This window comes from Moorena sp. SIO4A1, from assembly GCF_010672065.1.
In the GTDB taxonomy this organism is placed as follows: Bacteria; Cyanobacteriota; Cyanobacteriia; order Cyanobacteriales; family Coleofasciculaceae; genus Moorena.
In genome coordinates, this window is sequence record NZ_JAAHHX010000363.1 from 1 (window position 1) to 2,069 (window position 2,069).

The window sequence follows — 2,069 nt, forward strand, 5'->3', positions numbered from 1 at the left end:
CCTTGGATAGTTACCAGCCTCAATCCCAATCCAGGCAGACCCATGGCAACGAAGCCAGCAACAATTGTGCTCTTGTATCCAGGGAGGTTGATCATGCAGATTCATAACCCCTGGCATCGTTCCTCTGCTCTGACCTTTTGGCTGGGACTGGCAGGTGTGCCCATTGGTCTAGCCGTTGGCTTACTCGCAGGTACTCAGCCCCGTTTGCTTGGTTTAGGGTTGGTGGCAGTAGCGGTGATGGTCTACTTCTTTGCCCGATTTGAGCAAGCCGTACTGGGACTATTGATCTTGCGTAGTTGTCTCGATCCGTTTTCAGATCAACAGGTACCAGCAGCTTTTGCGATCGGACTCGACGGCTTGACTTTGCTTTATGTGACAGTGATGTTACTGAGGGGGCAAACTGTACGCACCGATAAGTTTTGGTGGTTCTTTGCTGGTTGGGTGATGCTACAAGGCTTGTGGGTGATACTTTTGCCTCTGGGAGGGCTGGGGCTAGATGCTTCGTTTTTGCTAGGAAGCATCCGTGAGTGGATACGTCTATTTTCTTGGCTAATGGTCTACTTGCTGGTAATGCAACTCAAGGACAGGCTTCCACCTAAGCAAGTTGTCTACGGGCTGTTTTGGGCTCTGCTCTTACCAGTTACAGTAGCGTTGCTCCAGATGTTATTGCCTTCGGTTTTACCTCCCTTTTTCGCTCCTCACGGCGGTCACTCCACCGGCATAGAAGAAGTATCTCGCATCAAAGGGACTATTGGTCACCCTAACGGCTTTGTAACCTGGTTATTGCTGTTCATGGGTCTGACCTATTGGAGGCTAACCCAGTCAAATCCACGCTGGATCTGGATGCTATTGCTGGGTTTACTTACCCTTTTGTATGTGAGTACTAAGGCTCTATTTGGTTTGATGATGCTTGGTACCTTTATTGTGGTTTTAATCGCCCCTAGATTGAGCATAGTCAACCTAATCGGTGGCATAGTTGTGTTTGTCGGTATTATCATCTTGTTTGGTAGCTCAGAGTTTGGTCAAGAACGTCTCGGCTCGATCGCTCAAACACCACTGGGTAATCCAGATATCGATATTTGGAAGGCAATTCTGCTGTCCAAGGGAGATGGCAATAGTTTCAACTGGCGGCTGGCTCAATGGACCTATCTCCTAGAGCAATGGAAACACTTCCCAATCCTTGGTTATGGTCTCGGAACTAACAAACTGATCAGTAGTAATGGGCTCGAACCCCACAATGATTACATTCGAGCCCTGGTAGAAGGAGGAATCGTAGGATTGGTAACTTGGTTGGTCTTCCTCGGAGTTCAGGTTGGGCGTCTTGTTCAATTATTTCGACAGGCATCTCCTGGCAGTGGACAAGGGACTCTGTGTTTGGCCATGTTGGCGATTCTTCTGGCTGTACCTGTGGGGATGATTACCGAAAATATCTGGAGTCATACCACTCTCTTTTTCTACTGGTATACCTTGTTGGCAGTGGTGGGTTGGAATTGGGATGATCTGCCGCCTTCAAAAAGTGACGCACCGGTTAGTCCTCCTGCACGGCTTACACCTTTTTGATCAGGGTAACTCTAGCTTTTATAGGAGTGACGCGAATTATTTCACTCACGAACTAGTTGATACTTTAACCAATAGGAATAAAAAAAACATGACTAATCAAAACCTCACCAATAATGCCTGGGGGGGCGACGATATGGCTTGAAACAATTGATACGTCAGGAGTGTAACGATCTGTGATAGAAAAAGATAGGTCTTTTATTGTCAATAAGACCTATCTGTTGCAAATGTTACCCTTATTCTATCAAAAGCATCTAAAAATTCAACTAAAGTATCGTAATTTTATTTTAGTAAATAGTTTAGTGATGCTTGTACAATCAATCAAAAGAGAAAGCAATTGAAAAGTTAGCAAATGCTTTACCTCTTGGAATAAAGTTTGAAAGTAGAAGAAAAAGAATCCAGCGTTTTTTGTCTTGATCAACTCTAAGATTTGAAACTATTTGGTTTCCTAGAATCGCTAGTTTACTAGAAACATACTTTGAAACAGATGAACTAGTTTATATAGCAATTGA

At 44.7% G+C, this 2,069-nt stretch carries 1 protein-coding gene; it reads left to right on the top strand.

Annotation, left to right across the window (positions count from 1 at the left end; translation table 11 throughout):
• Positions 1-1,560, top strand: a 1,560-nt coding sequence (locus tag F6K53_RS38290) for an O-antigen ligase family protein (protein ID WP_293085012.1), incomplete at its 5' end; no start/stop codon positions are given.
• Positions 1,561-2,069 lie beyond the last annotated feature (509 nt).